Annotated in this window: 21 protein-coding genes and 1 tRNA gene; 13 read left to right on the plus strand and 9 right to left on the minus strand. The window is 71.1% G+C overall.

Going from position 1 to position 22,363, the window contains the following annotated elements; all coding sequences use genetic code 11:
* Positions 1-8: 8 nt before the first annotated feature.
* The 5 genes from EV279_RS10685 to EV279_RS10705 all read right to left on the minus strand — a co-directional run bounded on the left by EV279_RS10685 (position 9) and on the right by EV279_RS10705 (position 6,503).
* Positions 9-2,543 (minus strand): CHAT domain-containing protein, encoded by a 2,535-nt coding sequence (locus tag EV279_RS10685; protein WP_133543322.1) that lies wholly within the window; start codon positions 2,541-2,543, stop codon positions 9-11.
* A gap of 39 nt (positions 2,544-2,582) precedes the next feature.
* On the minus strand, positions 2,583-4,253 hold the full coding sequence (locus EV279_RS10690) for a S8 family serine peptidase (RefSeq protein ID WP_133543324.1): 1,671 nt from the start codon (positions 4,251-4,253) through the stop codon (positions 2,583-2,585).
* Positions 4,254-4,328: 75 nt separating this feature from the next.
* On the minus strand, positions 4,329-4,799 hold the full coding sequence (locus EV279_RS10695; protein ID WP_133543326.1) for a hypothetical protein: 471 nt from the start codon (positions 4,797-4,799) through the stop codon (positions 4,329-4,331).
* Entirely contained in the window at positions 4,789-5,406 is a 618-nt protein-coding gene (locus tag EV279_RS10700; protein WP_133543328.1) for a sigma-70 family RNA polymerase sigma factor, read from the minus strand. Before EV279_RS10700 ends, EV279_RS10695 begins: the two co-directional genes overlap by 11 nt.
* 182 nt (positions 5,407-5,588) lie before the next feature.
* Positions 5,589-6,503: a phosphotransferase gene (locus EV279_RS10705; RefSeq protein WP_133543329.1), complete on the minus strand. Its 915-nt coding sequence runs from the start codon at positions 6,501-6,503 to the stop codon at positions 5,589-5,591.
* Between the two features lie 114 nt (positions 6,504-6,617).
* On the opposite strand from EV279_RS10705, the gene EV279_RS10710 reads away from it, so the two are divergent.
* From EV279_RS10710 to EV279_RS10725, 4 genes are read left to right on the plus strand one after another with little or no spacing between them, the layout of a single operon-like run.
* Positions 6,618-7,403 (plus strand): DeoR/GlpR family DNA-binding transcription regulator, encoded by a 786-nt coding sequence (locus tag EV279_RS10710; RefSeq protein WP_133543331.1) that lies wholly within the window; start codon positions 6,618-6,620, stop codon positions 7,401-7,403.
* A complete protein-coding gene (locus tag EV279_RS10715; RefSeq protein WP_133543333.1) occupies positions 7,400-8,347 on the plus strand; it encodes a 1-phosphofructokinase in 948 nt (315 codons plus the stop codon). The genes EV279_RS10710 and EV279_RS10715 overlap by 4 nt, the downstream gene beginning before the upstream one ends.
* A 29-nt stretch (positions 8,348-8,376) precedes the next feature.
* On the plus strand, positions 8,377-10,458 hold the full coding sequence (locus tag EV279_RS10720) for a fructose-specific PTS transporter subunit EIIC (protein ID WP_133543335.1): 2,082 nt from the start codon (positions 8,377-8,379) through the stop codon (positions 10,456-10,458).
* A 36-nt stretch (positions 10,459-10,494) separates the two neighbouring features.
* Positions 10,495-10,764 (plus strand): HPr family phosphocarrier protein, encoded by a 270-nt coding sequence (locus tag EV279_RS10725; RefSeq protein ID WP_133543337.1) that lies wholly within the window; start codon positions 10,495-10,497, stop codon positions 10,762-10,764.
* 57 nt (positions 10,765-10,821) lie between these two features.
* On the opposite strand, the gene EV279_RS10730 is transcribed toward EV279_RS10725, so the two are convergent.
* On the minus strand, positions 10,822-11,460 hold the full coding sequence (locus EV279_RS10730; protein WP_133543339.1) for an MBL fold metallo-hydrolase: 639 nt from the start codon (positions 11,458-11,460) through the stop codon (positions 10,822-10,824).
* Between the two features lie 107 nt (positions 11,461-11,567).
* Between EV279_RS10730 and EV279_RS10735 the strand changes: the two genes are divergently transcribed.
* Together EV279_RS10735 and EV279_RS10740 are read left to right on the plus strand one after the other, a co-directional pair.
* A tRNA-Glu gene (locus EV279_RS10735) sits at positions 11,568-11,643 on the plus strand.
* 236 nt (positions 11,644-11,879) lie between these two features.
* The gene (locus EV279_RS10740; protein ID WP_133543341.1) at positions 11,880-12,167 is read left to right on the plus strand and encodes a hypothetical protein; all 288 of its coding nucleotides are present in this window, start codon (positions 11,880-11,882) and stop codon (positions 12,165-12,167) included.
* 3 nt (positions 12,168-12,170) lie between these two features.
* Here the strand turns inward: EV279_RS10740 and EV279_RS10745 are convergent, their stop codons facing one another.
* A complete protein-coding gene (locus EV279_RS10745; protein WP_133543343.1) occupies positions 12,171-13,373 on the minus strand; it encodes a DUF4349 domain-containing protein in 1,203 nt (400 codons plus the stop codon).
* The gene (locus EV279_RS10750) at positions 13,370-13,924 is read right to left on the minus strand and encodes a sigma-70 family RNA polymerase sigma factor (protein ID WP_133543345.1); all 555 of its coding nucleotides are present in this window, start codon (positions 13,922-13,924) and stop codon (positions 13,370-13,372) included. Before EV279_RS10750 ends, EV279_RS10745 begins: the two co-directional genes overlap by 4 nt.
* Positions 13,925-14,186: 262 nt before the next feature.
* On the opposite strand from EV279_RS10750, the gene EV279_RS10755 reads away from it, so the two are divergent.
* The 7 genes from EV279_RS10755 (at position 14,187) to EV279_RS10785 (ending at position 21,846) form a co-directional block, all read left to right on the plus strand.
* Complete coding sequence (locus EV279_RS10755) at positions 14,187-15,263, plus strand: TerC family protein (protein ID WP_133543347.1); 1,077 nt, start codon at positions 14,187-14,189, stop codon at positions 15,261-15,263.
* Between the two features lie 161 nt (positions 15,264-15,424).
* Positions 15,425-16,906: a 3-isopropylmalate dehydratase large subunit gene (leuC, locus tag EV279_RS10760; protein WP_133543349.1), complete on the plus strand. Its 1,482-nt coding sequence runs from the start codon at positions 15,425-15,427 to the stop codon at positions 16,904-16,906.
* Position 16,907: 1 nt separating this feature from the next.
* Positions 16,908-17,504 carry a 3-isopropylmalate dehydratase small subunit gene (leuD, locus tag EV279_RS10765; RefSeq protein ID WP_133543351.1) on the plus strand — a complete coding sequence of 199 codons (597 nt, stop codon included), beginning with the start codon at positions 16,908-16,910 and terminating at the stop codon, positions 17,502-17,504.
* A gap of 83 nt (positions 17,505-17,587) precedes the next feature.
* Positions 17,588-18,958, plus strand: coding sequence for a UDP-N-acetylglucosamine 1-carboxyvinyltransferase (murA, locus tag EV279_RS10770; protein ID WP_133543353.1), 1,371 nt, complete (start codon positions 17,588-17,590; stop codon positions 18,956-18,958).
* A gap of 3 nt (positions 18,959-18,961) precedes the next feature.
* On the plus strand, positions 18,962-19,732 hold the full coding sequence (locus EV279_RS10775; RefSeq protein ID WP_133543355.1) for a lysophospholipid acyltransferase family protein: 771 nt from the start codon (positions 18,962-18,964) through the stop codon (positions 19,730-19,732).
* A complete protein-coding gene (locus tag EV279_RS10780) occupies positions 19,722-20,855 on the plus strand; it encodes an NAD(P)H-dependent glycerol-3-phosphate dehydrogenase (RefSeq protein ID WP_243728533.1) in 1,134 nt (377 codons plus the stop codon). The genes EV279_RS10775 and EV279_RS10780 overlap by 11 nt, the downstream gene beginning before the upstream one ends.
* Positions 20,755-21,846 (plus strand): D-alanine--D-alanine ligase family protein, encoded by a 1,092-nt coding sequence (locus EV279_RS10785; protein WP_133543359.1) that lies wholly within the window; start codon positions 20,755-20,757, stop codon positions 21,844-21,846. The genes EV279_RS10780 and EV279_RS10785 overlap by 101 nt, the downstream gene beginning before the upstream one ends.
* 1 nt (position 21,847) lies before the next feature.
* Here the strand turns inward: EV279_RS10785 and EV279_RS10790 are convergent, their stop codons facing one another.
* Positions 21,848-22,342 carry a DUF3515 family protein gene (locus tag EV279_RS10790; RefSeq protein WP_133543361.1) on the minus strand — a complete coding sequence of 165 codons (495 nt, stop codon included), beginning with the start codon at positions 22,340-22,342 and terminating at the stop codon, positions 21,848-21,850.
* Positions 22,343-22,363 lie beyond the last annotated feature (21 nt).

Below are 22,363 nucleotides of genomic sequence, written 5' to 3' on the forward strand. Positions count from 1 at the left end.
CGGATCGGTCAGAATCCCGCGCCGTGCGCCAGAAACGGCGCCACCACGCCGGACTCTTCGGACGCCCGGCCGAGGGCCACCGCGGGAGGGTCCCCCGCGGCGAGTCGCGCATGCATGGCGCCGAGCAGGTCGCACGCGATGTCGTCGCCCACCACGACGGGCGATGCCACGACGCATCGTGTGCCGGCGTGCAGCCAGGCCCGTGTCATTCCGGCCGCCTCCTCACCCCAGCGGACGGAGGAGCGGCCGAGCTCGCAGGCGGACAGCACGACCGTCTGCGGAATACGGGGCATGCGGTCTATGTCGTAGCCGAAGAGCGCGCCGTCGGAGAGGTCCAGGCCCGAGAACTGGGGATTGTCGACGGAGTGGCGCCCGTGCGCCGCGATGTGCAGCACGTCGGCTCCCGCGGCCACCTCGGCGACGGCATCCACTGTCGCCCCCGCATCGCGCAGGATCACGGGCGAGACCCACGACCTCGCCGCGCGCGTCACCTCTTCCTCGCCGCGGGGAACGTTCGGTCCGACCGCGAAGGCGGCCGTCCGGGCACCGGAAGAGGACGTCAGGCGCCCTCGTACCCACTTCGAGGCCGAAGGCGTCACCGTGACCGCCCGGCCCCGGAGGTCGGGGAGCATCGTCCAGGGGATTCCGCTCAGGATGCCGGGAACCGTGATCACGATGCGGGGGGCGTCGAGGATGCCGCGCAGATCGTGCGGCAGCAGGCACGTCGCCAGGCGGCGGAGCCGGGCTTCGAGTGAGCTGCGGACAACGCTCGCGAGCGGGCCGGTGCGGATGGATGCCGTCATGTCGAGGTCTGACCGGAGCCCGGCGATCGCGGTCCGCGCAGCCGAGACGTCGACGTGCACCAGCCGGACGTCTGCCGGTCCGACTGCCAGTGCGACGAGCGATCTCCCGTCGTGCACGAAGGAGAGAATCGCTTCGTCGTGAGTCAGCGCCGCCTGCGCCTCGTCGAGCCCCACGCGTCCCTCGAGCCCGGCGGTGCCCGTCTGCGACCACTGCCGCTCTCGTGCGCGGTCGCGAAGGAACGCGGCGCGGGGCGTCGAGAGCCACTCCCCGTCCGGAGAGGCGGCGCGGATCCTGCGGAGCTCGGCGAGGTCGGCGGCGGCCTCCGGGTCGGGAGGCGGTCGCAGCGGAACGACCTGCGTGCTCATGTGACGAGTCCGCTCGGACCAGTGGAAGACGACGGCCGGCCGTCCGGATCGGAGCGCGGATGACAGTCCCGCGACGAGGAGTCCGCGGCCGAGCATGATCGACGCTCCCTGCAGCTCGAGGCTGCCGGTGGCCTGCCGGGATCGCTCGAGCAGCTCCAGCCCGCGCTCGGCCTGGCGTCGCGCCTCGGCCTCCCGGCCCGCGGCACCCGCCCGCAGCGACCGCAGCTCGGCCGCCGTCAGTGCCGCCTCGAGCGGGAGTCCCGACGTCGTGCGCACGATCGGGTCCCGGGTGTCGAGCCCGCTGCGGCGGAGGCGTGCGATGCGCTCCGCGAGGCGCAGGATCGCAGCGTCCCCCGCAATCCCGGCCGCCTCCAGCTCCCGGGCGAGCGACGCGATCTCCTCCGCGGACGGAAGCCGCCGCATCCTTCCCGATCCCGCCCGGTCCTCGCCGGCCGCGAGGAGACGCGCGCGCTGGCGGACCGCCTCGGCGCGAAGGGCGCGGGCGTCACTGCCCAGCCGGCGGAAGCGTCGGGCCGCGGCGGAAGCGGCCCGTGCCGCGCCCGCTGCGTCGTGGCGCAGGAGCGACCGCGCGAGGGCGTACTCTGCCTCCGCCTGCTCGCGCACCGCGCGAAGCGTGCCGAAGACGCGTGCGACGTTCGCCAGCGCCGCCTCGGCCTCGCCGGTGAGGCCCGCGTCGGCGAGAGCCTGGGCGCGGTCGGACTCGTTCGTGGCCGCCCACAGCTCGGACTCGGCGTCGAGCGGAGCCCGGACGCGCTCCATCGTCCGCAGCGCCGTCACGACGTCGCCCTCGAGCATCGACACGTAGCCGTGATTGTGGACCGCCTGCCCCGCGGCCAGCAGGTCGCCCGCATCGAGGTACGCCTGCTCCGCCCACTCCAGGTCCGCCTTCGCCGACGCGAAGTTCCCGCGGTCCATCTCGACGAGCGCGCGGTTCATCCGCATGTTGGCCGCGCGCACGGGGTCGTGCGCGAGTCCCCGGATGCTGCGTCCCAGCCAGTCGGCGGCGCTGTCGAGGCGCCCGCGGGACATGTCGATCGACCCGAGCTGGCCCTGCAGGATCGCGGTCGTCTCGCGCGAGATCCCGGGGCGGTGCAGAGCCTGGCGACACAGCCGCTCGCCGGCTGCGGCGTCGCTGGAGATCGCGAGGAGGAATCCGGTCGTCCCCGCCACGCGCGCCGCCAGGTCGACGTCGCCGTCGGCCTCCGCGGCGGCTGACGCCCGCGCGAGCACCCGGCGTGCCGCGGCATACCGACCCGCGTTGACGTCGGCGACACCGCGCTGGTACAGCGCCGCGGCCGAAGAGCCGGGTGCCGTCCGCCGCGCGGTGCTCGGCGACGCCGCGTCCACCGTCATCCCGTATGCCTCACTCCGACCGGCCGCTGCGGGAGTCGTTCACCGCGACGCGGGGCGCGAGGCATCCCACACCGAGAGCTCGCGGGGCGACAGCGCCGTCACGAGACCGTCGAAGGTGGGAGTCTCCGGCCTCGTGCCCGACGTCAGCTGCGACGCCATCCCCTGCGCGATCAGGCCGGCGACATACGGCGCCGCGAACGAGGTCCCGCTCCAGATGGCGAACCCGCCGTGGAAGTCATCCGGGTCGATCATCGTGCGCGTGAGACCGTGGCGGTCGTCGCGCGCCGCGGGGGCGAGACCGCCGGTGAAAGAGGCGGGAAGCGTGCTCACCACCGACGTGCCCGGCGCGTAGAGCCGCACCCACCCGCCGATGTTGCTGTAGAGCGCGACGGAGCGCCGGTCGGGGTTGAGCGCGCCGACCGACACGTGAGGGGCGAGGTCCGCCGGTTCGGGACCGAGGCCGAGCCCCGGCTCGCTGCCCTCCCACAGTGCCGCGGGGAACGCCGGTCGATCGGTCGAGTCGTTGCCGGCCGAGCACACCACCACGACGCCGCGCTGTCGGAAGTCGACCAGGAGGTCGTAGAGCGCGGTCGAGAAGAGGCCGTCCTCGGGTGTCTCGTGATAGTAGCCCAGGGAGAGATTCAGGACGTCGAGGGACAGCGGGTCGCTTCCGTGATCCATGAGCTCGAGGAGTTCGTCGAGGGCCGTCAGCAGCTCGCTCTCGAGCACGGTGCCGTCACTGTCCGCGACGCGGACGGCGAGGATGTCGGCATCGGGCGCCGCCTGCCGGACGATTCCGCACACGAAGGTGCCGTGACCGGATGCCGCATCCAGCCGTCCGTCGCGGGGTCCGGTCTGGTCGGGATGGGTCTCGGGATCGGTTTCGGCCTGATCGACCCCGACGACGGCGGGGGGCGTGGACGAGGGAAGGCGGGCCTGCACCCACGGGTCGTCGGAGCCGTCCGGACCCGGAAGCCACGCGTGCTCACCGCATCCCGTGTCGACGACGGCGACGACGGGTCGCCGTCCCTCCTTCTGGACCGAGAAGGTCGGCGCCGGCGCCGCGCCGACGTACGTGACGACCTCGAGTCCTCCCGAGCCCGCCGAGGCGTAGCTGTCCAGTTCGCCGGCGGGATTGGTGCGGGCGAAGGGGTTGGTGCGTGCGAAGGGATTCGTCCGGGCGAACGGGTTGGTGCGTGCGAAGGGATTGACGCCGATGTCGTCGAGCGTGAGGACGTGGTCGAGGCCGACGGATCGCAGCGGGTCGTCCGGGGTCGGAGAAAGTGCAGGGGATACGGGGAGGCGCCGGCCGACGCCGGGCGCACCGCCTGCCCCCACGGCCGCGCGGCCGGAGACAGCGCGGCGCCGGGCGTGCTGCAGGAGGCGCCATGCGTCGACGGGCACGGGGGGAACGACCCCGTCGGCCGGGCGGATATCCACCCGCGTGAGCTGCGCGCCGCGTGCGCGCGGCCGTTCGCGCTTGCGCGGGGGCCGGAGCACGACAGGTGAGAGTTTCCAGCCGAACGCTTCGGCCGCGGTCCCGAGCCGCTCGAGCGCGCCGGCGGGCTCGCCGGAGATCAGCAGGTGCCCGGGCATGTAGACCGTCGGGAACGCCGCGATCCCGCTCACGGTCTCCGCACGGGGATCCAGAGGCACGCCTCGGGGCACCGCCGCCGCTTCACGATCGCGCCAGTTCGAATCGTCCGCCATCTCGCCGCTCCCTTTCTGCGCCGGAGCCCGGTCTCCGACGTCATCATGGCCCTGAGGGCCGGGGGGCCGCACGTCCTATACCTCGAATCGCGGCGTCCGGAAGTCGCGCAGGTCGCCGTCCGCGCCGCGGACGACGAGATGCAGCCGCGTGACGCCGGGTGGAATCCCGTCGAAGGCGAACCGGCCGTTCTCATCGGCGGACGAGGGCCAATCCCGTCCGTCCTGCACCAACCGGATCGCGAGGACCGCGGCATCCACCCACCCGTCGACCCGGCGCGAGCCGTCCTCCGCCGCCGTCACATGCAGGAGCACGTTCGTCTCGCCGTCGCTGAATTGCAGCGTCGACGTGTCGGACTCACCGCGCACAGCGACCCGCGTCGATCCCTCGACGAGGGTCAGCAGAGCGTAGTCGCGCGAGAGATCGGCGACGGCCACCGCGGCGACCATGCGATCGGCGAGGTCCGGCGGCACCGGGTCGGTGTGCTCCCACATCCCACGCAAGCGCGCGAAGACCGCGGCATCCGCGCCGGCTTCCTCATCGTCCATGTTCTCGTCCTCCCCATCCGGCGCGCTCGAGCTCGGCGCGGAGCTTGGCGAGACAGCGCTGCCGGGTCGGCCCGATGGAACCGACGGGCATGGCCAGGTCCTCGGCGATCCGCGCGTAGTCGGGTCTCTCGTCGAACGCGACGATGCGCAGGAGGTGTCGGCATCGGTCATCGAGCCGCGCCACCGCGGTCCACAGGCGGACCCGCTCGTCCGCGGCGCCGGCCTCCTGCTCCGCCGACTCGTGCACCGGAAGGTGCGACTCGAGCGACTCGGCTTCGGTCGGCGTCGCGCGGCGGTGCTGCCGGCCCACCCGCCAGGCCTCCCGCCGAGCGCACATCGTCAACCAGCCCGACACGGCGCGGGGATCCGCGATCGACGCGTGTCGTCGCACGAGGGTGAGCCAGGTGGTCTGAACGACATCCTGTGCCAGACCGGCGTCCAGGCCGTACGAGCGGACGATGTGCCACAGGGCGGGCGTCATGAGGCGCACGAGCTCGTCCATCGCGCGGCTGTCCCCTTCGCGCCATCGCACGAACAGCGCGCCCGCGTGCTCCCATCGAGCGGGCTCGACGGAGTCGACGGATGCCTCGGCGCCCCCGTGCGTCATAGCGCCCATTGTGTCCACGTGGAGAAGAGAGCGATAGTGCCCAGGAGATACACGTGAGCAGGATCGGTTTCCCCCGGCTCGGATGTATCACGCCTGCGGAGGTCGGCCTCATCCGGTGACGCACGCACGGCGGGGCGTGTCACGGGGGAGGAGGATGCCGCGACCCGAGGCATCCTCCTTCCTCAGCCGCGCGCGAGCTCTTCCAGGGTGTCGTGGCCCAGACGCGCGTAGTCGGGGTTGTCGTCGCTGTGCGCGAGCAGGAGCACGGCCACGGCAGCCGCCCACGCGCGGGCGCGGTCCCACGTCGGCGGTGCGTAGCGATCGGCCGTCGCAGCGCGGAAGCGGCTCCGGCCGTGCTCGTCGAAGGCGAGCCACGCGACGGCGAGGTCGTAGGCCGGGTCGCCCGCCGTGACATCGCCCCAGTCGATGATCGCCACGAGCGTCCCGCCGCGCGCGATGAGGTTGCCCGGGTGCAGGTCGCCGTGGATCCACACGGGCGGGCCCTCCCACGTCGCGGCCGCCGCACCCGCCCGCCAGAGGTCGCCGGCGTGGTCCAGGAGTCCGGTCGGCACGGCCTTTCGATCGCGCAGCAGAGACATCCGGTCCTCCACAGCAGGAGCGCGGGACGGCAAGGGCACGCCACGAACGGGGTTCACCGGGAAGTCGGCGGGCGCCGGTCGATGCAGCGCCTCGAGGGCAGCGGCCAGGCGCTCGGCCCATCCGGAGCGCTCGGGGCGGGCGACGTCCAGGCCGCGATCGCCGTCGAACCAGGGGACGACCGACCACGCCCACGGGAACCCGCCGCCTGGGACGCCGTGCACGATCGGCGCCGGCACGCCGACTCCGACGGCCGCGACCCTCGGGGCGAGCACGTCGAGCGCGCGCTGCTCGTGGAGAACGAGGGGAGCCGCGACGGCTCGTCGGGGCAGTCGCGCGGCGAGCCGGTCGCCGAGGCGCCACAGCTCGCTGTCCCACCCCTCGGCGACCTTCGACGGGGGCAGCGGGGAGAGGTCCGGGAGATCCGCGGCCTGCGAAGCCACCAGGCGCTTCACCAGCTCGCTGCTGATCTGCACCTCCGCGGCGGGCTTGTCCGGCATTCCGCGAGGCTATCGTGTCGCCGCCCGGAGTCCCGATCTGCATTTATGTGGGAATGACTTGTTTTGGCTTTGGCTCTGTTGTATCTTGGTGTCACCTTGACGGTGAGGAACCACATGTACGCGACGGAGCGACAAGCTCACATCACTCGGCATCTCGCCGAGCGCGGCCGCGTCTCGGTCGTCGTGCTCGCCGACGACCTGGGCGTGACGACCGAGACGATCCGCCGGGATCTCGACGCGCTCGAGCACCAGGGGCTGCTGCGCCGAGTACACGGCGGAGCCGTTCCGGCGCGCGCCGGCAGCGTCTCGGAGCCGTCGATCGCAGAGCGGATGACGGTCAACTCCGACGCGAAGCGGGCCATCGCCCACCGGGCGCTCGACGTCATCACCGACGGATACCGCGGCGCTGTCGTGTTCGACGCCGGCTCGACCGTCGGGGCCGTCGCAGCAGGCATCGGGGAGCGCATCGCCGCGACCGGGGCGCGCCTGGATGTCGTGACGCACGCGGTACCGGTCGCGCACACCCTCTCTCTGCTGCCCGACATCGGGCTCACCGTCCTGGGCGGACAGGTGCGCGGGCTCACCGCCGCCGCCGTCGGCCCGTCGACCCTCTCGGCACTCGCGACGCTCCGCCCGGACCTCGCCTTCGTCGGGACCAACGGCGTCTCCGCGGAATTCGGTCTGAGCACACCCGACCCGGCCGAAGCGGCGGTCAAGACCGCGATCGTCCGGTCGGCTCGCCGCGTGGTGGCCCTCGCGGACCGCGCCAAGTTCGGCGTGGAGTCGTTCGTGCGCTTCGCCGACCTCGACGAGATCGACATCCTCGTGACGGATGCCGCGCCCGACCGGCCGCTGGCTGCCGCACTCGCCGCGGCGGGCGTGGAGGTGTGGCTCGCATGATCGTCACCCTCACCGCCAACCCGTCGCTCGACCGCACGATCACCTTGGCTGACACCCTGCGGCCGGGCGAGGTGCAGGCGGCGACCTCCGCGCGCGAGGATGCCGGGGGCAAAGGCATCAACGTCGCCCGCGTCATCGGAGCGGCGGGCGCCCGATCGCTCGCCGTGCTGCCGCTCGCGGCCGACGACCCGTACGACGCCGCGCTCAGGACCTCCGCTGTCGCAGCCCGGCGCGTCGCGATCCACGGACGAGTCCGCGCCAACATCACCATCACCGACCCCGCAGGCGTCACGACGAAGCTCAACCTCCCGGGCGCGCGGTTCGCCCCCGACGACGTGGCGGCCGTCATCGACGCCGTCGTGGACGCCTGCTCGGGCGCACGATGGCTCGCACTGGCCGGCTCGCTGCCACCCGGCGCCGGCGACGACTTCTACGTCGCGACCATCGGGGCCGTTCGGGCACGTCTCGGGGCGGACGCACCGCGGATCGCCGTCGACACCTCCGGCGCAGCCCTCGCCGCCGTCGTCGAGAGCGGACGCCCCGATCTCATCAAGCCCAACGACGAGGAGCTCGCCGAGCTCGCCGGCGTCGAACTCGCCCAGGGCGACGACCTGGCGGCCGCCGTGCTCCCGGTCGCCCGCCGCCTGGTTCCCGGCCGGGTCGGGGCGGCCCTCGTGACGCTCGGCGCGACCGGCGCCGTGCTCGTCGACGCCGAGGGGGCGTGGGCGGGCACCCCGCCGCGCATACGCGTCGTGAGCACGGTCGGCGCGGGCGACAGCTCTCTCGCCGGCTACCTGCTCGCCGATCTCGACGGGGCCGGCCCCGAAGAGCGGCTCCGCCGGGCCATCCGCTACGGAGCGGCCGCGGCATCCCTGCCCGGAACCCAGGCGCCCTCGCCCGCCGACCTCCCGGACGGCGACGTGCCGATCCGGACTCTTCCCTGAACCTGCATCACCGACCTGAGGAGGTCATCGTGTCACACACCATCACACCAGAGCTCGTGAGCCTCGATGTCGGGCTCGGCGCCGACAAGGCCGCCGTCATCCGAGCCCTCGCCGCACGCGTCGTCGCGCAGGGTCGCGCCACCGACGCCGGCGCCCTCTTCGCCGACGCATGGGCGCGCGAGGAGAAGGACGAGACGGGTCTTCCCGGCGGCATCGCCATCCCGCACGCCAAGAGCGCCGCCGTGAACGAGGCGTCGCTCGCGTTCGCGCGCCTCAAGCCCGGCGTGGATTTCGGCGCACCGGACGGCCCCGCCGACCTCGTGTTCCTCATCGCCGCGCCCGAGGGCGCAGCCGAGGCGCATCTGGCGGTCCTGTCGAAGCTCGCCCGCAGCCTCATGCAGGACGACTTCACCAGCGGCTTGCGCGCTGCCGGCTCGACGGCCGAGGTCGTCTCGATCGTGCGCCGTGCCATCGGGGAGGAGGACGCGGCGCCCGCCTCCGCGACGGGAGCGGGCACATCGGCCGTCGCCGGGTCGGTCGGCGCTCCGGCCGGGCAGGCCGCGGCAACCGCCACCGCACCCGGCCTCACGGTCGAGGGGCGTCCCGCGCGCATCGTCGCCGTCACGTCCTGCGCCACCGGGATCGCCCACACCTTCATGGCGGCGGACGCTCTGACCGCCGCGGGCAAGAAGAACGGCGTCGACCTCACCGTCGAGCCGCAGGGCTCGAGCGGCTACCAGGCGCTGCCGCAGGGGGTCATCGACGGCGCCGACGCGGTCATCTTCGCCACCGACGTCGACGTGCGCGAGCTCCAGCGGTTCGCCGGGAAGCCCGTCGTCCGCTCCGGCGTCAAGCGCGGAATCGAGCAGCCCGACCAGCTGATCGCCGAAGCGGTGGCGGCGGCCAACAACCCCGCCGCCACGCGGGTGTCGGGAACGGCCGCGGCGGCGGGTGCCGCCGCACCGACCGAGTCGCTGTCGTGGGGCGCCCGCATCCAGCGGATCCTCCTCACCGGCGTCAGCTACATGATCCCCTTCGTGGCCGGCGGTGGTCTCCTGATCGCTCTCGGCTTCCTGCTCGCGGGCTACGAGGTCACCGATTTCGGTTTCGACGTCGTGGTCCAGAATGCGCTGTGGGATCTGCCCGCGGGCGGCCTCGGCCGGTACCTCGGCTCGGTCGCGTTCGTCATCGGCGCAACCTCCATGGGCTTCCTCGTGTCGGCTCTCGCGGGCTATATCTCCTTCGCGATCGCCGACCGCCCCGGCATCGCGCCGGGCTTCGTCGCTGGCGCCGTCGCGGTGCTCATGAGCTCGGGCTTCATCGGCGGCATCGTCGGCGGTCTGCTGGCCGGCTTCGTCGCACTGGCGATCGGCCGGCTCAACGCGCCGCGGTGGCTGCGCGGTCTCATGCCCGTCGTGATCATCCCGCTCGTCGCATCGATCGTCGCCTCGGGCCTGCTCATCCTCTTCCTGGGCCGCCCCATCGCGACCCTCATGGAGTGGCTCAACACGTGGCTGACCGACGTCGCGAACACCTCCGGCATCATCGTCGTCGGCGTCATCCTCGGCCTCATGATGTGCTTCGACCTCGGCGGTCCGGTCAACAAGGTCGCGTACGCGTTCGCCGTCGCGGGGCTCGCCTCGGCGTCGGCGGAGAACACGACCCCGTACCTCATCATGGCGGCCGTGATGGCGGCGGGCATGGTGCCGCCGCTGGCCATGGCGCTGGCCTCGACGGTCCTCGCCCGCAACATGTTCACACCCGTCGAGCGGGAGAACGGCGTGGCCGCGTGGCTGCTCGGCGCCTCGTTCATCAGCGAAGGAGCGATTCCGTTCGCGGCCGCCGACCCCCTCCGCGTCATCCCTGCGTCGATGGTGGGCGGTGCCGTGACGGGCGGCCTCAGCATGGCGCTGGGCGTGCAGTCGCTCGCGCCGCACGGAGGCATCTTCGTCTTCTTCGCGATCAACCCCTTCTGGGCTTTCGCGGTGTCGATCATCGCCGGTACGGTCGTGACAGCGTTCCTCGTCGTCGCCTTCAAGCGCTTCATCGCCCCGAAGGAGCTCGAGGCCGCCGAGGCGAGCAGCCTGACGGCGACCGCCGTCCCCGCCTGACCAGGAATCCTCGCCGAGACAAGAACAGGAGCACTCATGGCAGAACGCCAGGCCACCATCGCGAGCAGCTCGGGCCTCCACGCCCGCCCCGCCAAGCTCTTCGTGCAGGCCGTGCAGCAGAAGCCGGTCCCCGTCACGATCGCCGTCGACGGCGGCCCCGACCTCAACGCGGGGAGCATCCTCTCGCTCATGGGTCTGGGAGCTTCGAAGGGAACCGTCGTGACCCTCAAGGCGGAAGGCGAGGGTGCCGATCAGGCGCTCGACGAGCTCGTCGAGCTGCTGGAGACGGATCTCGACGCCGAGTAGAGACGACAGAAGGATGCCGCGGGCCGGTCCGGCCCGCGGCATCCGTCGTCTTCCCGGTCAGATGTCGGCGGCCTCGCCCGGTTCGAGCACCAGGAACTGCCCGCCGTCCTGCTCGACGGCCCATTGGAGCCGAGCGCGCGCCATGTCCCGACCGATCACCGACAGCGTCATGTCGTGCGTGCCGAAAGCCTGGCGCGGCGCCACAGCGAGGACGAAGTCCATCGCCTCGCCGATCTTCAGCCACGGTGCGCCGATGGGCGCGGCGAGGAGCGTGACGTCCACCCCCTTGGGGACGGCGTAGGAGTCGCCGGGGTAGTAGAACTGCTCGTTCACCAGCACGCCCACGTTCTGGATGACCGGGATCGACTCGTGGATGACGGCGTGCGTGCCGCCGAAGAAGCGAAGCGTGAAGTCGTCGAGGGTGACCGTGTCGCCCGGAGCGACGACGGTGATGTCATAGCCCCCCGCAGCCTTCGCGACGCCCTCCGGACCGTAGATCGGGATGCCGGGGGAGTACTTGAGGATCTGGTCGAGGTGATCGGCCGTCCAGTGGTCGGGGTGCTCGTGGGTGATGACGACGGCGACGACGGTGTTGAGGTCGCTGAGCGGCAGGGTGAACGATCCGGGATCGATGATGAGCTTGCTGCCCTCGTTCTCGATCGTGAGGGCGGCATGCTCGAACTTGGTCACTCGCATGTGACGAGTCAAGCCGTGCGGCGCGTCGTCCGGCAAGGGCGATTCTGCGTTCCCGCCTCGATTTGGACGGGCTTCGCGGCCATGGCATACTTGAACGGTTGCCTGACGGCCCCATCGTATAGCGGCCTAGTACGCCGCCCTCTCACGGCGGTAACGCGGGTTCGAATCCCGCTGGGGTCACCAACAGCAAGAAAGCCGGTCCGCCAGGACCGGCTTTCTTGCTGTTCGGCGTCAGTGGTCTCTTCGGACCCGCCCCGCGGGCGGTAGCCCCGCGGGCGGTCCTCGCGCCGCCGGGGAGGATTATCAAACGCCGGTCCATCGGTCAACCCACTCGGCCGATCGCCGGGTCGTCGTGAACATAAGAGGACCGGTAGAGAAGCGCGCAACGTGCGCCCCTGGGGTGAAGTCGAGTTCATGCGATGAAAGATCTGCTCTTCAGCGGCAGCCGGTTCCTCACCACGGACGAAGTCGCCGACGCCGTCCTGCACTACGCACAGGTCCTCGCGCAGTACGGCCGGGCCGACGTCGTGCGCTTCCCCGCGCTGGTCGACGGCGTCGCCGCGAACTCGTGGCTCGCCCTCGGGCCCGGCACGGGCTCCGCCATCGCGGCCGTCGAAGTGCTCGATTCGCCGATCGAGCGGCTCGCCGGCGCGCACGAGGCCTCGGTGGAGATCCAGCGGCGCAGCGAGCGGCTCGAGGGCGTCTGAGCTCTACGCTTCGCGGTCCCCACCCTCACGAGCCTGCTCAGCGAGGCTTTGCGAGGCAGGGGCGCCCGCGTCGCGCTCCGACCGAGCCCGCGCCCGGCGTGCCGCGCGGCGGCGCGTCACCAGCCGCACCACGCCCCAGATCACGAGCGCGACGACAGCGGCCAGCGCGAGCCAGGGGATGATGAACCCGAGCGCGATGACGATGCCGTTGAGCGTGGCCACGAGCCCGTTCCAACCGGCCGCCAGTCCGTCGGCGAATCCGGCAGGATCCGCCTCGACGGGCTCGGCGACGGGTGTCAGCGTGACGGTCAGCGTCGACAGCTCGACCTGACCCTCCAGCGACTCCAGCTGCTGCTGGTACGACTCCAGGGTGGCCTGGCGCTCGGACAGCGCCGTCTCGGCGGCGATGAGATCCGAGAGGTCCCCGGCCTGCGCGAGAAGTGCGGTGAGCCGGTCGACGGAGGCCTGCGTCGCATCGATCCGCGCCTGCAGGTCGACCGTCTGCTCGGTCACGTCCTGGCGGTTGATCGTCGAGGCCGTGACCTCGCCCAGGTCGGCGAGATCGTTCACGGTCGCCGTGAGCCGGTCGGCGGGCACCCGCACCGTGATCACCGCACCGTCGGTCGGCGGATACGGATACGGATACGGATACGCCGTGTCGTATCCTGCGCCGGGGTCGACCGGCACCACCTGTCCGCTCTGGCCGATGCTCAGGGACTCGACGTAGCCGCCGGCCGCCTCGGCGGCTGCTCCGACCTTCGCCGTCGCGTCCCGCACGTCCTCGACGACGACGGTCGCTGAAGCCGTCGTGATGATGTCGCGGCCCGCCGGGCGGTCGGCGAGCGGAACCGACGAGGACTCGAGCGTGCTCGACGAATCGCGCGCCCCCTCCGCCACCTGCGCCCCGGAGTCGCCCGTCATCGTCTCGGGAGCAGCGGGCGCAGAACCCGCCTGGTCCGAGACGGATGAGCCGGCCGACCCCGACACGATCGGGACGATCGTCGGCGCGGCGATCGCGGCCACCACGACGACCGCGGCAGCGGCTGCTCCGCCGATCCACCACCGTCCGCGCCGCGCGCGCTGCGCGCGCCGCTGCCGCGCGATCTCGGCGAACAGCGACTCCTCGATCTCCGCGATGCGTGCGTCGGGCAGCTCGGGAAGGCCGGCCTCTTCTGCGGTGGCCTCCTCGCGGCGTGACGTGTTCATGTGCTCTCCTCGACGGTGGTCCGCAGACGCGTGCGGATGCGGGAGAGACGGTTGCGGACGACGCCGTGCGCGACGCCGAGCTCATCGGCGGCCGCCTGATAGGCATATCCCTCCGCGGCGCAGAGCCGGAAGATGTCCTGGTCGAGCGGGCTCAGGCCCTCCACCTCACGAAGGATGCGCTCGGCGAGGTCCGCGTCGATCACCTGCTTCTCGACGTCGATGCGCGCGGGCAGGGTCTCATCGGCCGCTCCCGCGGTGCGCTCGCGGTCGCGGCGCTGACGGCGGATGCGGTTCGCCGCCTGCAGGCGGCAGATCGCTGCGAGCCAGGGGAGGAGCGAATCCCCCGCGAGCTCGAAGCCCCGCAGCTTCCGCCACGCAGCCAGGAAGGTCTCCTGGGTGACGTCCTCGGCGTCGGGGGCGTTACCCACGAGCCCGTGGGCGATCCAGTAGACGGGTCGCACATAGGCGCGATACAGCGCGCGGAAGGCGTGCTCACTGCCGTCCGCGGCCGCACGCGCCAGCGCGGCATCCGTCCCATCGATCTCGGTCATGCACCGTCCGTCCGGTGAGGCCAGCGCCTCATTGTCTCTCACCCCTGAAGTGTCGGTGGATCGGCATTCGTCTCACGGGTCGGGGCGGCCGTCGCCGCTTCCGGGCGGAGCGGGCCGCACGCGCGCTGTAGTCTGTTCGGGCGAGAGGGAGTATCCCGACCTCGCGCGTCCGTCATCACGGGCTGCCGTCGCGGAGCCCCGGGCGCGCGCCGCGTACGCGGGGGAGAGACTTTCGGTCCCTGAGCATCCCCGAAAGGTACCCATGACCTTCGAGATCCCCGCCTGGTTCGCCGTCGGATCCCTCATCGTGCTGACCCTGATCCTCGTCGCCGATCTGCTGATCATCCTGAAGCGCCCCCACATCCCCTCGATGAAGGAGGCCACCCTCTGGGTCGTGTTCTACGTCGCGCTCGCGCTCATCTTCGCCGTCGTCCTGTACTGGGTGACCGGCAGCTCCGACGCGATGGGACAGTTCATCGCGGGCTGGCTGACGGAGTACAGCCTGTCGATCGACAACCTGTTCGTCTTCGTGCTGATCATGGCCCAGTTCTCGGTGCCGCGGCGATACCAGCAGGAAGTGCTCATGGTGGGCATCATCATCGCCCTCGTCCTCCGGGCGATCTTCATCATGCTGGGCGCTGCGCTGATCGAGAACTTCTCGTGGATCTTCTACATCTTCGGCGCCTTCCTCGTCTTCACCGCATGGCGGCAGGCGTTCCCGGGCGCGCACGACGAGGACGCCAAGGCGGAGTCGGGCATCGTACGGTTCTTGCGGCGCTTCATCGACATCAGCGACCACTACGACGGCGCGAAGCTGCGCACGGTCGTGGCAGGCAAGCGGATCTGGACGCCGATGATCCTCGTGTTCGTCGCGATCGGCTTCACCGACCTCATCTTCGCGATCGACTCGATCCCGGCGATCTTCGGCATCACGCAAAGCCCCTTCATCGTCTTCACGGCGAACCTGTTCGCGCTGATGGGTCTGCGTCAGCTGTACTTCCTCCTCGGCGGCCTGCTCGACCGCCTCAAGTACCTGCACTACGGGATCGCCTTCATCCTGGCGTTCATCGGCGTCAAGCTCTTCTTCCACGCCCTCCACGTCAACGAGCTGCCGTTCATCAACGACGGCGAGCCCGTCGAGTGGGCGCCCGAGATCAGCACGTGGGTGTCGCTGCTCGTCATCATCGCCGCGATGGCCGTCGCCACGATCGCGAGCCTCGCCTCGTCGAGCCGTGAGAAGAAGGCCGCGACTCCGGATGCCGCGGCCGCCGCCGTCGCCGACGAGAAGGGCACCCCGCCCACCGTGGAGCAGCCGCCCAGGTCCGAGGGGCCGCGCTGAGCGGGCCGCGCGAACGGGCGATCCGCGCCCGGTGGTAGTCTGACCGGGTGCGGATCGCTCGCCTTCTCCTTAGCGGCCGCGGCGAGATCTCGTTCTGAGCCCCTCCTCGTCGCGGAGTCCGTTGCGGGCTTGATCCCCCATTCGAGGAGAACGACAGAGCAATGAGCACCCCCGCTTCCGACGGCTTCGGCATCCCCGACCGCCCCCGCACCCTCGCCGAGAAGGTGTGGGACGACCACCTCGTGGTCAAGGGCGAGAACGGCGAACCCGACCTCATCTACATCGACCTCCACCTCGTCCACGAGGTGACCAGCCCGCAGGCCTTCGACGGCCTCCGTGCCGAGGGGCGCCCCGTCCGTCGCCTGGACCTCACGATCGCGACCGAGGACCACAACACTCCGACGCTCGACATCGACAAGCCGATCGCCGATCTCACGAGCCGCACGCAGATCGAGACCCTCCGCCGCAACGCCGAGGAGTTCGGCGTCCGCCTGCACTCCCTGGGCGACCGGGAGCAGGGCATCGTGCACGTCGTCGGCCCGCAGCTCGGCCTCACCATGCCGGGCATCACCGTCGTCTGCGGCGACTCGCACACCTCGACGCACGGCGCCTTCGGGGCCATGGCGTTCGGCATCGGGACGAGCGAGGTCGAGCACGTCCTCGCCACGCAGACCCTGCCGCTCAAGCCCTTCAAGACGATGGCGATCACCGTCGAAGGACAGCTCCGGCCGGGGGTCACCGCGAAGGACATCATCCTCGCCGTCATCGCGAAGATCGGCACGAACGGCGGACAGGGCTACGTGCTCGAGTACCGCGGCTCGGCCATCCGCTCCCTCTCGATGGAGGGGCGCATGACGATCTGCAACATGTCGATCGAGGCGGGGGCGCGCGCGGGCATGGTCGCGCCCGACGACACGACGTTCGCCTACCTGGAGGGCCGTCCGCACGCGCCCAAAGGCCAGGACTGGGAGGATGCCGTGGCGTACTGGCGCACCCTGCCCAGCGACGAAGGCGCGGTCTACGACGCCGAGGTGTTCCTCGACGCGGACGAGCTCGAGCCGTTCGTGACCTGGGGCACCAATCCCGGTCAGGGGGTCTCGCTCAGCGATGTCGTCCCCTCGCCGGAGACGTTCGCGGACCCCAACGAGCGCGCCGCGGCTGAGCGGGCGCTGGAGTACATGGACCTTCAGGCGGGCACGCCCCTGAAGGAGATCCCGGTCGACGCGGTGTTCATGGGCTCGTGCACGAACAGCCGCATCGAAGACCTCCGCGCGTTCGCATCGATCATCCGCGGGCGCACGAAGGCCCCGAACGTCCGGGTGATGGTCGTCCCCGGCTCGGCGCGGGTGCGCCTGGAGGCCGAGGCGGAGGGCCTGGACAAGGTCTTCATCGACTTCGGTGCCGAATGGCGTTTCGCCGGCTGCTCCATGTGCCTGGGCATGAACCCCGATCAGCTCGCCCCGGGCGAGCGCTGCGCCTCGACGTCCAACCGCAACTTCGAGGGCCGGCAGGGCAAGGGCGGGCGCACGCACCTCGTCTCGCCGCTGGTCGCGGCCGCGACCGCCGTCCGCGGGACGCTCTCGAGTCCGAGCGATCTGCCCGTCCTCCGACACGCCGAGGAACCGGCCGGGGCGGAGGTCTGACATGGAGAAGTTCTCGACCCACACCGGCATCGTGGCACCGCTCACGCGCTCCGCCGTCGACACCGACCAGATCATCCCCGCCGTCTACCTCAAGCGCGTCACGAAGACGGGCTTCGACGACGCCCTGTTCGCCAGCTGGCGTCAGGATCCCGCGTTCGTCCTGAACCAGGCGGCCTTCGCCGGCGCGTCGATCCTCGTCGCCGGCCCGGACTTCGGAACCGGCTCCAGCCGCGAGCACGCCGTGTGGGCGCTGCGCGATTACGGCTTCCGGGTCGTGCTCAGTCCCCGGTTCGCCGACATCTTCCGCGGCAACGCGGGCAAGCAGGGTCTGGTGACGGGTGTGATCGCGGAGGACGACCTCAACGCGATCTGGGGCGCGATCGACGCCGAGCCCGGCATCCCGATGACCGTCGACCTCGAGGCCCGCACGGCGACGATCGGCGGTCTTCAGGTCGCTTTCGAGATCGACGATTACACTAGGTGGCGCCTTCTCGAGGGTCTCGACGACATCGGGCTCACTCTGCGGAACGAAGACAGGATCGCCCAGTTCGAGGCTCGTCGCGAGGCGTGGCGCCCTCGCACGCTTCCCGTTCCGTAAGCTAAGGCGTTCCCGAAACCAGCGTCGGCGCTCCACCAGGGCGGCCCGCGCGTTCGACCAAGAACCAGATGAGGTCCCACCGGATGAAGACACTCCTGAGCGAAACGGCCGCTCCGACGGCGGAAGACAGGGAACTGTCCGGCGACACGATCACGATCCGGGGCGGGCGGCCGCTCACCGGTCGCGTGGAGGTCAAGGGGGCGAAGAACCTCGCGACGAAGGCGATGGTGGCCGCGCTCCTCGGCGAGACCTCGAGCACGCTGAGAGATGTCCCCGACATCAGCGACGTCAAGGTCGTGCGCTCCCTCCTCGAGGCGCACGGCGTGCGCGTCGATGAGGGCGACGAGGACGGCGTGCTGCACTTCGACCCGAGCGGCGCCGTGTCGGCGCACATCGAGGAGATCGACGCGCACGCCGGGGCATCCCGCATTCCGATCCTCTTCTGCGGACCGCTTCTGCACCTGCTCGGCCAGGCCTTCATCCCCGACCTCGGGGGATGCCGCATCGGCGACCGCCCCATCAACTTCCACCTCGACGCGCTGCGCAATTTCGGCGCGATCGTCGAGAAGCTGCCGAGCGGCATCCGCCTGTCGGCGCCGAACGGCCTCCACGGCGCTGACATCGAGCTGCCGTACCCCAGCGTGGGGGCGACCGAGCAGGTGCTTCTGACCGCGGTGCGCGCGAAGGGCACGACCGAGCTGCGCAACGCCGCGATCGAGCCCGAGATCATGGATCTCATCGCCGTTCTGCAGAAGATGGGCGCGATCATCTCCTACGAGCCGAACCGCGTCATCCTCATCGAGGGCGTCGACTCGCTGCGCGGCTACGACCACCGCTGCATCTTCGACCGCAACGAGGCCGCCTCCTGGGCGTGCGCGGCGCTCGCGACCGACGGCGACGTGTTCGTCGGGGGCGCGAAGCAGCAGGAGATGCTCACCTTCCTCAACGTCTTCCGCAAGGCCGGCGGCTGGTTCGAGATCCACGAGGACGGCATCCAGTTCCGCCGTGACGGCGCGCTCAAGCCCGTCATGGTCGAGACCGACGTGCACCCCGGCTTCATGACCGACTGGCAGCAGCCGCTGATCGTCGCTCTGACGCAGGCTGCCGGCGAGTCGGTCGTGCACGAGACCGTGTATGAGAACCGCCTCGGCTTCACGCAGGCACTCGTCCAGATGGGCGCCGACATCGTCGTGCATCCGCACGGTCTTCAGCAGCCCGGCCGGCGCGTGCCGCGCCGCGAGCTCGAGCAGGCCGCCGTCATCAACGGCCCGACGCCGCTGCACGGCGCCGATGTCGTCGTGCCGGACCTCCGCGGCGGTTACAGCTATCTCATCGCCGCGCTCGCGGCCGAGGGCGAGTCGACCGTGCGCAACGTCGGCATCATCCGCCGCGGCTACGAGAAGCTGTTCGCCAAGCTCGACGCCCTCGGCGCCGATTTCAACATCGTCGGATAAGCCATGGCAGCCACCTCGCCACGGCTGCGGGCGTCGACGGAGAAGACGCGGCCGAGTGTCTTCTGGCCGCTGGCGGCCGTCATCGCGCCGCTGATCGCGCTGCTGTTCAAGCTCGAGATCGAGGGTGCGGAGAATCTGCCCCGCGAGGGCGCCTACGTCCTCGCGCCGAACCACTACTCCGAGTCCGACCCGCTCGCCGTCGCCCTCGCAGTGTGGAAGGCCGGGCGCGCGCCGCGCTTCATGGCCAAGGAGTCCCTCTTCCGCGTACCGGTCCTCGGCTGGATCCTCCGGATCACCGGCATGGTTCCGGTCGCCCGCTCCTCGTCGGCCGCGTCCGCGCGCCAGACTCTCGAGACGTCGGAGACGCTCGTCAAGCTGGGCCGCGGCGTCATCGTCTACCCCGAGGGCACCCTCACCCGCGATCCCGCCATGTGGCCGATGCGCGGGAAGACCGGTGCCGTCCGGCTTGCGCTGGCCGGCGACATCCCGCTCGTGCCGATGGCGCAGTGGGGCTGCCAGGCGGTTCTGCCCCGCTACGGCAAGCTCAAGCTGTGGCCGCTGCGCCGCCCCGTGAGGGTCGTGATCGGCGAGCCCGTCGACCTCTCGGCGTTCCGCGCGAACGAGACGCAGCCGGCCGCGCTCGTCGCGGCGACGGACGTCGTCATGGCGGAGATCGCCGAGCTGCTGTCGACGATCCGCAATGAACCGGCGCCCGCCGAACGGTGGAACCCCTCCGAGCACGGGCAGAAGGAGACGGGGCGCCTTGAGCCGTAGGCACGAGACCCTGCCTCGCGTCGCGGTCGTCGGGGCAGGCAGCTGGGGGACGACGTTCGGGAAGGTCCTGGCCGACGGCGGCGCCCACGTGACGATGTGGGCCCGCCGACCCGAGCTCGCACACGAGATCGACGAGGCCAAGCGCAACAGCCAGTACCTGCCGGGCGTGAACCTGCCCCGGGAGATGTCGGCGACGCATCACCTCTCCGAGGCGCTCGAGAGCGCCGACCAGGTCTACCTGTCGGTGCCGAGCCAGACTCTCCGCGAGAACCTGAAGGCGGTCCGGCCGCTCGTGTCGAAGACCGACGCGCCGATCATCTCGCTCATGAAGGGCGTCGAGAAGCGCACGGGACTGCGGATGAGCCAGGTCATCCAGCAGGAGCTCGACTGCGACCCGGCACGCATCGCCGTGGCATCCGGTCCGAACCTCGCGCTCGAGATCGCCCGCGAGCAGCCGACGGCCGCCGTCATCGCCTCGACGAGCCAGGAGACCGCCGACGCCGTGGCGCGCCGCGCACGCAACCGCTACTTCCGCTCGTTCGTCAACACCGACGTCATCGGCACCGAGTTCGGCGGGGTGCTCAAGAACCTCATCGCCGTGGCGATCGGCATCGTGGACGGCGTCGGCTACGGAGAGAACACCAAGGCCTCGATCATCACCCGCGGACTCGTCGAGATGACGGACTTCGCCGTGATCCAGGGTGCGCATCCCGAGACCTTGCAGGGCCTCGCGGGTCTCGGCGATCTGATCGCGACGTGCCAGTCGCCGCTCAGCCGCAACAACACGGCGGGCCGGCTGCTCGGGCAGGGCTACAGCTTCCAGGACGTCGTGAAGCAGATGAACCAGACCGCCGAGGGCCTCGCCTCGGTCGCCCCCGTGCTGCAGCTCGCGAAGGAGGCGGGCATCGAGATGCCCATCGTCGAGCAGGTCAAGCGCGTGCTCGACGGCACGATGAACCCGCGCGAGATCGCGCCCCACCTGACGACCGACGACGACGAGCCGAAGGGCGAGAGGACGCAGAATGGAACAGCCGGCGGTGGTGGTGCTCTTTGGAGGTCGCTCCAGCGAACACTCGATCAGCTCCGCAACAGCGGGAGGCGTCCTCCGCGCGATCAACCGTGACCGCTACCGTGTGATCCCGGTCGGGATCACACGAGACGGCGTGTTCGTCCTCGAAGACGACGAGCCCGACAAGTTCGCGCTCGATGCGTCGAAGCTGCCCGAGGTCTCCGACAACGGCACGCGGATCCTCTGGCCGGAGGGTGGAGCCGATCGCCACCTGCGGGTCCGGCGCGCCGACGGCTCCATCGACGAGCTCGGTCCGCTCGACGTCGTGCTGCCGATCCTCCACGGCGTGCACGGCGAGGACGGGACGGTTCAGGGCTTCCTCGACACCCTCGGCATCCCGTATGCGGGCGGCGGCGTGCTCGACTCGGCGCTGTGCATGGACAAGCACTTCATGAAGATCGTGCTGCAGGCGTCCGGCGTGCGGGTCTCCCCGTGGGTCACGGTCTCACGTGCCCGCTGGGCGGCGGATCCGGAGGGCGTGCGCACGGATGCCTCCTCCCTGGGCGAGCCCGTCTTCGTCAAGCCCGCGCGTGCAGGATCGAGTGTCGGCGTGTCGAAGGTGCACGACGCGTCGGAGCTCGACGCGGCGCTCGAGCTGGCCTTCGCCGAGGACGACAAGGTGCTCATCGAATCGGCGATCGTCGGGCGCGAGATCGAGGTCGCCGTGCTCGAGGGCCGTCGGGGCGGGCCGACACGCGCGTCTCTGCCGGGTGAGATCGTGCTGACGACGCGGGAGTTCTACGACTTCGAGGGGAAGTACCTCGGAGGAGAGGGTGCCGAGGTGGTGTGCCCCTCCGATCTCGCGGCCGCCGACATCGCCGCCGTCCAGGAACTCGGCGTCCGGGCGTTCGAAGCGGTCGGGGGGCGGGGCCTCGCGCGCGTCGACTTCTTCCTCGCCGCCGACGGCCTGTACGTCAACGAGCTCAACACGATGCCGGGGTTCACGCCGATCTCGATGTTCCCGAAGTGCTGGCTGGCCTCCGGGATGACCTATCCCGAGCTCATCTCGGAGCTGGTCGACACCGCCCTCGAGCGCGCCGTCTGACTCAGCCCGTCGCGGAGTCCTGCTCGTCGAGCGGGGCCTCCGGCGCGGTGCACTCGGCGGTCTTCGGCAGCTGCGACACGGCGGTGCGGACGTCGTCGAGCACATTGTTGGGGGAGACGAGCTCGTTGTCGACGTACAGCTGCACGGCGGGGGAGCGGCCGTACGTCGTCAGCCGGAACCGAGGCGACTCCGACTCGTCCACGAGCCAGTCCACCCCGCCGACAGTGATGCAGCGCAGCGTCGACGGACCCGGCGGCTCGACCCCGCACGTCAGCAGGACCGCAGTGGGAGTCCCCCAGGCCCCCGTCGCCTGCGCATCCGTCCACCGGCGCTGCTCGCCGTCGACCGTCGACGGAAGCCGCACGGTCACCTCGGCGCACAGGGGGTCGTCGGCGTTCGGCGCGGCCTCGAGCGTCACCGTGCCGCTGCACCCGGCGAGGCCCACCGCGCCCGCGAGGACGAGGGCGGCGACGAGGGCGCGGCGGGTCCGGGTCATCCCTCCAGGCTAGCCTGGAGG

It is taken from the genome of Microbacterium sp. BK668 (assembly GCF_004362195.1).
GTDB lineage: Bacteria > Actinomycetota > Actinomycetes > Actinomycetales > Microbacteriaceae > Microbacterium.